The organism is Microvirga tunisiensis (assembly GCF_009296175.1).
GTDB classification, from domain to species: Bacteria; Pseudomonadota; Alphaproteobacteria; order Rhizobiales; family Beijerinckiaceae; genus Microvirga; species Microvirga tunisiensis.
Genome location: NZ_VOSK01000280.1, coordinates 1 through 8,099 on the forward strand (window position 1 = coordinate 1; position 8,099 = coordinate 8,099).

Consider the following 8,099-nt stretch of genomic DNA (forward strand, 5'->3'; position numbering starts at 1 on the left):
CGGCGGCGATGAGCCGGAGCGGGGCATCATCGCCGTGGCCGAGTTGGCGCGACGGTGACCATCGATGCTCCACCCGCAGGGCGCACATCCCATTTGACCGGGCACCAGCGCGGCCGGCGCAGGACCAACGAGGTGACAAGCCACAGGGTGGCAGCGTCGTGGGCCATCGGTTTCATGAGGTGTCGATCCGGATCACAGCCGTCGAGGACGAGGGCCGGTGTGCTGGCGAAGACCCGCGCGCGAACCGCTCGATGAGGATCATGCGCCCGCCGCAGCAGGGGCAGGGTTGCATTGGGCTTGGTGGGGCTGTGGCGTCGGCCGGGTTTGCGGTCGCGGTCTCACATGGCGGCTCGCGCGCACCAAGCCGCGCGCGGGCTCGCGCCAGATTGGCGGCGCGTGAGCCGTGAGCGAAGAGGCCATAATGCCGGATGCGATGGAAGCCGCGCGGGAGCACGTGAAGGAGGAAGCGGCGGATGAACTCGTCGATGGCCAGCGTCATCGTCTTGCCGCGGGCGCGACCCTCAACCCGATAGTCCTTCCAGGTGAACGTGACGCCGCTGTCGTCGGCGCAGATCAGCCGGCTGTTCGAGATCGCAACCCGGTGGGTGTAGCGGGCCAAGTAGGCCAGCACCGCCGCTGGCCCCGCAAACGGCCGCTTGGCATAGACAAACCACTTGGTCTGGCGCAGAGGAGCCAGGAAAGCCGCGAACGCTTTGGCGTCGGCTAAGTCCGCGTGTGCCCCGAAGAACCTCAGTTGCCCGGCCGCGTGGGCCGTGGTGAGCTTGTCCAGGATCAGCCGCCGGAACAGCTTTGAGAGGATCCGCACGGGCAGAAAGAAGTTGGGCCGACACGGGATCCATCGCGTTCCGTCAGGGGACAGCCCGCCGCCTGGCACGATCATGTGCACGTGCGGGTGGTGCGTCATCGCCGAGCCCCAGGTGTGCAGCACGGCGGTAAGGCCGATCCGGGCTCCGAGGTGCTTGGGATCGGCCGCAAGGGTGAGCGTGGTCTCGGCCGCGGCCTTGAACAGGAGATCGTAGATCACGGCCTTGTTGGGGTAGGCCAGATCGGCGAGGGCGGCCGGCAGCGTGAACACCACGTGGAAGTAGGGCACGGGCAGCAGCTCGGCTTCGCGCTCCGCGAGCCAGTCCCGGGCCGCCGCGCCCTGGCATTTGGGGCAGTGCCGGTTGCGACAGGAATTGTAGGCGATGCGGACCTGGCCGCAGTCCTCACAGGCCTCGACATGGCCGCCGAGAGCCGCCGTGCGGCAGTTCTCGATCGCGCTCATCACCTTGAGCTGGCCAAGGCTCACATGCCCGGCATGGGCGCGGCGCCACGCCGCTCCATGGTCGCGCAAGATGTCCGCGACCTCCAGCCCTGGACGGGCCATGCCGGCCCCACCTTACGCGGGCGGCTGATGCTCGGTTCTCAGCAAGGTGAGCCGATCGAGCGGGCTCATGACGGCGCGGATCGTGGTAGTGGCGACGCGGGTGTCGAGCGCGGTGGTCTCGAGCTTGGCGTGCCCGAGCAGCACCTGGATCACGCGAATGTCGATGTTCTGCTCCAGCAGATGCGTGGCGAAGCTATGCCTGAGCGTGTGCGGGCTCACGCGCTTGGTGATCCCGGCCTGCTGCGCGGCCGCATGGAAGGCCCGGTTGAGCTGGCGCGTGGTGAGGGGGTTGACTGGGTTCTGTCCGGGAAAGAGCCAGACCGGCGGGCGGGCGATCCGCCACCAGTCGCGCAGCAGCTCGAGCAACTGCGGGGAGAGCATCGCATAACGATCCTTGCGTCCTTTGCCCTGCTCGATGCGCAGCAGCATGCGCTGAGAGGCGATATCAGAAACCTTGAGCGCCACGACCTCCGACACCCGCAGCCCGGCGCCATAGGCCGCGCTCAGGGCCGCCTTGTACTTAGGCCCCGGGGCCGCCTCCAGGAGCTGCGCCACTTCCGCCGGGCTCAGGATGAGGGGCACTTTGCGCGGCTCGTGGACCACGGTGAGGCGCCGGGCCAGATCGGCCCGATCGAGAGTGACGGTGAAGAAGAAGCGCAGGGCCGCGACCGCCGCATTGCGGCTGGGCGGGGTCACGCCGCTCTCGGTCAGGTGCAATTGGAACTGCCGCATATCCTCGGGCGAGGCGGTCTCCGGCGAGCGGCCGAGGAAGGCCGCGAAGCGTCTGACCTGGCGGATGTAATCGGTGCGGGTCTTCTCGACGAAATGGCGCACCGTCATGTCGTCGATCATGCGCTGGCGCAGCGGGCTGATGGCTGTCTCGGTCATCGAGGGCTCCTGTCGTGAGGTGGAGGGACCAAACCCCTCGATCCTCAAGACAGGACCCAGCCCTGTCATCGTGTGCCCTTCAGCGGGTTACCGCCCCAAAGCCATTGCACTGCCCCAGCCGCAGTGCCTTCCCGCGCGAGCGGGTTCGTTCTGTGGCACGAGGCGGACCAAAGCTGCATTTCCGTGTTCGAGCAGAAAGCGGACCTTCATTTCACCCGCTCGATTTCTCTCTTTGTGGCCCTGACGATGGTCGCCGAGCGAGCGCGCGGGACCGGATGGAGCTCGGGCAAGATCTTGTGAGAGTCGCCACCACTTCCACGAACTAGGTTCGGGCATTGGTAGACAGCACTAAAGGGAATGCGGGGAAGAATCAACATAGCAAAGGGGTCACCGACGGCGCCGCTCCAGAGCTTCTCCCTTGGGTCAACATCATCGTTCACGCGGAATAGTGTGCCTCCGCAATGACGGCGTTCCAGTTCCAAGCCGAATGGCAACGTACGGTTCTGGGACTGCGCAGGGATGAGATTCCTCCGCGCGGCTCACCCAACATACATCAAGGTCCGCGGAAATTGGACGTATCTCGACCGCGCCATTGACAGCAATGGCGGCACGGTCCAGTTCTGGCTGCAGCCAAGCGGCTCTTGCGCAAGCCGCTCAGGCGTCGTCTTGGCCGGTCCGAGTACATGGTCACCAGCGGAGGAGATACCGACCCGAGATCGCGCCGCACAGGCTCATCAGAACTATGCCCAGTGTATACCAAACCGCCACGAACGGGATAGCGCTTTCGTCACAATGGAAGGAATAGATCCATGCCCCGGCGGCTCCCGACCCCAGTCCGGCGGCGAGGCCGGCGATCGTGAGCCGCGTGGGAGCGAGCCTCCGCAAGGCCCACACGGTACCGAGAAAGATCGGCAGAGAGAGGATCATGATGTTCCAGGGGCAGGTCTCGGCGGTCGCGCCCAATATGAGATGATCCCGCTCGGCGTGCGGAGCCATGGCGAGCTGCCCTCCGGCGAGAATAGCGATTCCTGCGACGAGCACGATGACGGCAACGGAGGCCGCTTGGGCTTGACCGGCAGGTCGCGCCAGCCTCCCGACGCTTGAGAGGCCCGCGGCGACAAGCAGGAGCGTATACGCGAACTTGACCCAGAAAAGTCCTGTCGTCATCGCGGCGGCGAAGTCCGGGCGCACACCGAGCCACGCCAGCATCATTGCGGCCGAGAACAGCAGGCCACCGCCGACGCCAAGCGCGATCGTCCGCGCAACCGCGCCTTCGGCAACGGGCCTGAGATCGCTGGCCAGTTCGTCGATGACCTCGCTGGTCGTCCTCACTCGGGCTGCCTCCTCAATCGGGCTGCAAGAGCCTTCAATCCACGATGAATGCTGACTTTGACGGCAGATTCCGACAATCCGGAACATGCCGCCGCGTCTGCAATCGACTGTCCTTCGATTTTGACGGTGCGGATCAGCCCGCGCATCTGGGCAGGAACCGTTTCGAGCAGACGGTCCATGTCGTGCCGTGCCGTGGCTGCATCAATCTCGTCATCGGCGAACAGCCCCTCAATGCCGTCGATGGGGACTGTCGGGCGTAGCTTGGATTGCCGGAAATAATCCATCAGCTTGTAGCGTGCGATTGCGTGGAACCAAGCCGTGAAGGGCCTGCTCGTATCATAGGTGGCGCGACTGGCGTGCAAAGCCATGAGCGTTTCCTGGACGAGGTCCTCGCAATCCGCGGCGAGGTCATGCCCCATGCGGCGCAGGAAATAGCGGCGCAAATGCCTGCTCAGCTCGGTCAGCACCAAACGGTATGAGGCAGCATCGCCAGCGAGTCCTGCGAGCATGAGGCTTCTGAGCCGCGATTCCAGCATTGCCACGTCGACTGCCATCCAGCACCCGCTCGCCAGCGGCCAGGGGTTTTATGGGTCGAAACAACCTTATCCCTATCCCCATCCGGTGGCGATCACAGGTCAGTGATTGCTGTAACCGAAAGGCTCGTTCCGGCGAATTGATTGATTAGGCCGTCGCGGAGCGGCCTGGCGAACTTAAGGTCAGAACCATGGCTGCTCTTGCAAGCACCCGTCTGAAGCCTCGCTTGTGACTGCTATTTGCCATTGCAACGCCGCCGACTCCGATCGCTGCCGCGACAGCGACTGACGAAGGCCCGATCGATGCGACCATTAGGCTGCATCGGTTGGGGCTCGGAAATATTGTGGTGCTTCAAGACGCAGCGCCACGCCCCGCAACCCGCGCCGTGACCGGCGTGCACTGATGACAAGGGAAGAACCCTGACATGAAGACGTTCATCAACACCATCACGCTCCCGCTTCTCGCTGCCGGCCTCGGCTTGGTCGCATGTGCCAACGGAGGCCTTGCTCAAACCTCCGATGCCATGAAGCGGGATGCCATGAAGACCGATACCATGCAGAAGGACTGCATGAACACAGCCGCCATGGAAAAGGATGCTATGAAGAAGCAGACCCTGTCGACCGACTGCTCGAAGATGGGGGCAAGGCCGGCCGACCCGATGACAAAGAATTCTATGGGAACAGGCAGCATGACAGCGCCCATGAAGAAATAAGTCGCCGTGCCGGCCGTTTCCATTGCGCAGTGGAAACGGCTTGCTGGCGGAATCCCATTCGGCAATCCGGAGTGATCGGCATGACCATGACTGCATCGAACGTCGGCTCATCCGCCGATGCTCTGATCTTTCGACATTCGGCGCTGGTGCGTGTAACGCATTGGGTCAATGTGCTGTGCCTCAGCTTTCTGTTGTTGAGCGGGCTGCAGATCTTCAACGCTCATCCGGCATTGTATTGGGGCCAATATGGCGCCGACCACGATCCGTCCTTTCTCTCGATGGGCGCGGTTCAGAACGGCAGTACCCTCCAGGGCGTTACCCGGATCGGCTCGCTCGCGATCACCACGACGGGCTTTTTGGGCGCATCTCACGCCAGTGGCGAACTGACCGTGCGCGGGTTTCCCTCCTGGCTGACAATCCCAAGCTACCAGGATCTCGCATCTGGCCGGCGGTGGCATTTCTTCTTTGCCTGGCTCTTCGTCATCAATGGGCTGGTCTACCTCCTCCACAGCCTGGCGGCAGGCCATGTCCGCCGCGACCTGAAGCCGACCCGCCGCCAGCTGACCCTGCGCTCCCTCGCTCACGAGATCGCCGATCATGCCCGCCTTCGATTTCCCAAAGGTCAGGCCGCGCGGCACTACAACGCCCTGCAGAAGTTGGCCTACCTCGTCGTTATTTTTATCGTCCTGCCTCTGATCGTGGCGACAGGCCTCACCATGTCGCCCGGCATCGATGCGGCCGTCCCTTGGCTGCTCGACCTGTTTGGCGGGCGGCAATCGGCGCGCACGATCCATTTTCTCACGGCATCGGCACTGGTGGCTTTCGTCGTCATCCATGTGGTCATGGTGATGGCGTCCGGCACATGGAACAATATGCAGTCGATGATCACCGGGTACTACGCTATCAAGCCTGAAAGGCCGCGATCATGAGCAGGCTTCTCACACGCCGCGGCTTTCTCGGTGGTTCGGTCGCGGGAGCCGGGACCCTGCTGCTCGGCGGATGTGATCGGCTGACGCAAAGCGATAGTGTTCAGCGGGTGCTGCGCATGGCGGAATCCGTCACAATGGGAACGCAGCGGGCGCTCCTGTCGGGAGGGGCCTTGGCCAGGGAGTTCGACGAGGCTGACCTCTCACCGATCTTCAAGTCCAATGGCACGTCTCTGCCAGAGTGGGAGGATTATGCCCGCATGATGGCGACCAACTTCACCGACTGGCGCCTCAGCATCGACGGTCTGGTGCGACAGCCGCTGAGCCTGTCTCTGGACGAGCTCAAACGCCTGCCGTCTCGGACCCAGATCACGCGCCATGATTGTGTCGAAGGATGGAGCGCTATCGGCAAGTGGACCGGCGTTCCACTCGGCCTCCTGCTTCAGACAGCAGGCCTCGCGGCCAATGCCCGATATGCCGTGTTTCACTGCGCCGATGCTTTGGAACGGACTCTTGATGGCAGCGGACGCTATTACGAGAGCCTTGATCTCACCGACGCCTTCCATCCTCAGACCCTCCTCGCTTACGGCATGAACGGCGCCGATCTGCCGGTGGCGCATGGGGCGCCGCTGCGCCTGCGCGTCGAGCGGCAGCTGGGCTACAAGCACGCCAAGTATCTCATGCGCATCGAGGTGGTCGACAGCTTTGCCCGGATCGGCCTCGGAAACGGCGGCTTCTGGGAGGATCGTGGTTATGAATGGTACGCAGGCATCTGAGTCAGCATCGGCCTTGTGAGATGCGTGGTTGCGACGATGCCGGCGTTGAAGATCAAAAGGAATGACGCAATGTCCTCGGCTGAAGCGATAGCTTTCCTCACAGATCGGCGGCGCGCCGCGCCCTCCAGGCTTCTGGCCGTGGCGGTCCTTCTCCCCATCGCACTTGGGTGGCAGGCAACACCCGCCCGCTCGAGCGAGGCGGCGGTCATGATTCCGGCGCCTGTGATCGACGCCCCACAGCAAGGGCAATCTGACACGGCCGTTCTCGCCGGGGGATGTTTCTGGGGCGTGCAGAGGGTCTTTCAGCATGTGAAAGGCGTGACCAGCGCCGTCTCCGACTATTCGGGCGGGGCCGCGGAGACCGCACATTATAACACTGTCGGTTCAGGCCGTACTGGTCATGCGGAGGCGGTCCAGATCACCTACGATCCGAGCCAGATCAGCTATGGGCAGATTTTGCAGATCTTTTTCTCGGTGGTGCACGATCCGACCCAGCTCGACCGGCAGGGGCCTGACCGAGGGCCGCAATACCGCTCGGCGATCTTTCCGGCCACCCCGCCGCAGAGGCATATCGCGACCAGCTATATTGCCCAGCTTGATCAGGCCGGCGTGTTTCCACAGCGAATTGTAACGAAACTGGACCCGCTGACGGCGTTCTATCCGGCTGAAGGCTATCATCAGGATTTCCTGACGCTGAACCCACGCCATCCCTACATTATGATCAACGATCTTCCGAAAGTCGCGAACCTCAAGCGGCTGTTTGCCGATGTCTACCGCGAGACGCCGGTGTTGGTCAGGAAGCCGGGGAGCTGAGCCACGGCCGTTCGAGGCCCGACCGGGACGGCAAGACGCGTGCAGGAGGAGGTTGCCATGATGACGCGACGCATAGTGGGTTTGGGTGCCCTTGGCACCATCACAGCCGCCTTGGGATTGCCTCGCCTGTTCGGGCGCTCCTCAGCGGCCGCCGAGGCGAAAACCTACGAGGTGAGCTATACGGATGCGGAGTGGAGGCAGCGGCTTACACCAGAACAGTACCGAATCCTGCGCACCCACGGCACCGAGCTCGCCGGCACGAGCACGCTCAACGGCGAGAAGCGCAAGGGAGCCTATGCCTGCGCCGGTTGCGACCAGGCGCTCTTTCGGTCGGAAACCAAGTTTGAGTCCGGCACCGGATGGCCAAGCTTCTTTCAACCTATCGACGGTGCGATCGGCACCTCGCAGGACAACGCTCTGTTCATGACGCGGACCGAAGTGCATTGCGCCCGGTGTGGCGGCCATCTCGGTCACGTGTTCGACGACGGCCCCCAGCCGACCGGTCTGCGCTACTGCATGAATGGCGGTGCGTATTGCCTCACCGAAGAATGCTCCCGACACGGATGGTCGTTGCCTCATCTTCATGCTCCCGGCAAGCCTTAGGGCTCTGCGGGCACCGAGCCTTGATCCGATGACCCGAACACCATGGCCCATGCCGCATCCCGGCGCCAGATTTTCAGACGCCGCTGGAGTGTGCGCAGATGCCGCTCGGAGTACTGGTCAGGATA

Annotated in this window: 9 protein-coding genes and 1 pseudogene; 6 read left to right on the forward strand and 4 right to left on the reverse strand. The window is 63.5% G+C overall.

Features of this window, described 5'->3' with window-relative positions:
• Positions 1-172: 172 nt before the first annotated feature.
• Together FS320_RS33575 and FS320_RS33580 are read right to left on the reverse strand one after the other, a co-directional pair.
• Entirely contained in the window at positions 173-1,390 is a 1,218-nt protein-coding gene (locus FS320_RS33575; protein ID WP_152716740.1) for an IS91 family transposase, read from the reverse strand.
• A 12-nt stretch (positions 1,391-1,402) separates the two neighbouring features.
• A complete protein-coding gene (locus tag FS320_RS33580; RefSeq protein WP_152716741.1) occupies positions 1,403-2,278 on the reverse strand; it encodes a tyrosine-type recombinase/integrase in 876 nt (291 codons plus the stop codon).
• Positions 2,279-2,824: 546 nt separating this feature from the next.
• Between FS320_RS33580 and FS320_RS51025 the strand changes: the two are divergent.
• A pseudogene (locus FS320_RS51025) lies at positions 2,825-2,988 on the forward strand (DDE-type integrase/transposase/recombinase); the annotation flags it as partial.
• Here the strand turns inward: FS320_RS51025 and FS320_RS33590 are convergent.
• Positions 2,966-3,697 (reverse strand): NrsF family protein, encoded by a 732-nt coding sequence (locus tag FS320_RS33590; RefSeq protein WP_152716742.1) that lies wholly within the window; start codon positions 3,695-3,697, stop codon positions 2,966-2,968. The pseudogene FS320_RS51025 and the gene FS320_RS33590 overlap by 23 nt on opposite strands.
• A complete protein-coding gene (locus FS320_RS33595; RefSeq protein WP_152716743.1) occupies positions 3,607-4,164 on the reverse strand; it encodes a sigma-70 family RNA polymerase sigma factor in 558 nt (185 codons plus the stop codon). The genes FS320_RS33590 and FS320_RS33595 overlap by 91 nt, the downstream gene beginning before the upstream one ends.
• 404 nt (positions 4,165-4,568) lie before the next feature.
• Between FS320_RS33595 and FS320_RS33600 the strand changes: the two genes are divergently transcribed.
• The 5 genes from FS320_RS33600 to msrB all read left to right on the forward strand — a co-directional run bounded on the left by FS320_RS33600 (position 4,569) and on the right by msrB (position 7,974).
• A complete protein-coding gene (locus tag FS320_RS33600) occupies positions 4,569-4,856 on the forward strand; it encodes a pentapeptide MXKDX repeat protein (RefSeq protein WP_152716744.1) in 288 nt (95 codons plus the stop codon).
• 86 nt (positions 4,857-4,942) lie between these two features.
• Positions 4,943-5,785, forward strand: coding sequence for a cytochrome b/b6 domain-containing protein (locus FS320_RS33605; RefSeq protein ID WP_152716748.1), 843 nt, complete (start codon positions 4,943-4,945; stop codon positions 5,783-5,785).
• A complete protein-coding gene (locus FS320_RS33610; protein WP_152716745.1) occupies positions 5,782-6,558 on the forward strand; it encodes a molybdopterin-binding protein in 777 nt (258 codons plus the stop codon). Before FS320_RS33605 ends, FS320_RS33610 begins: the two co-directional genes overlap by 4 nt.
• Positions 6,559-6,627: 69 nt before the next feature.
• Entirely contained in the window at positions 6,628-7,371 is a 744-nt protein-coding gene (gene msrA / locus FS320_RS33615; protein WP_152716746.1) for a peptide-methionine (S)-S-oxide reductase MsrA, read from the forward strand.
• Positions 7,372-7,428: 57 nt separating this feature from the next.
• Positions 7,429-7,974 carry a peptide-methionine (R)-S-oxide reductase MsrB gene (msrB, locus tag FS320_RS33620; RefSeq protein ID WP_152716747.1) on the forward strand — a complete coding sequence of 182 codons (546 nt, stop codon included), beginning with the start codon at positions 7,429-7,431 and terminating at the stop codon, positions 7,972-7,974.
• Positions 7,975-8,099: the final 125 nt, after the last annotated feature.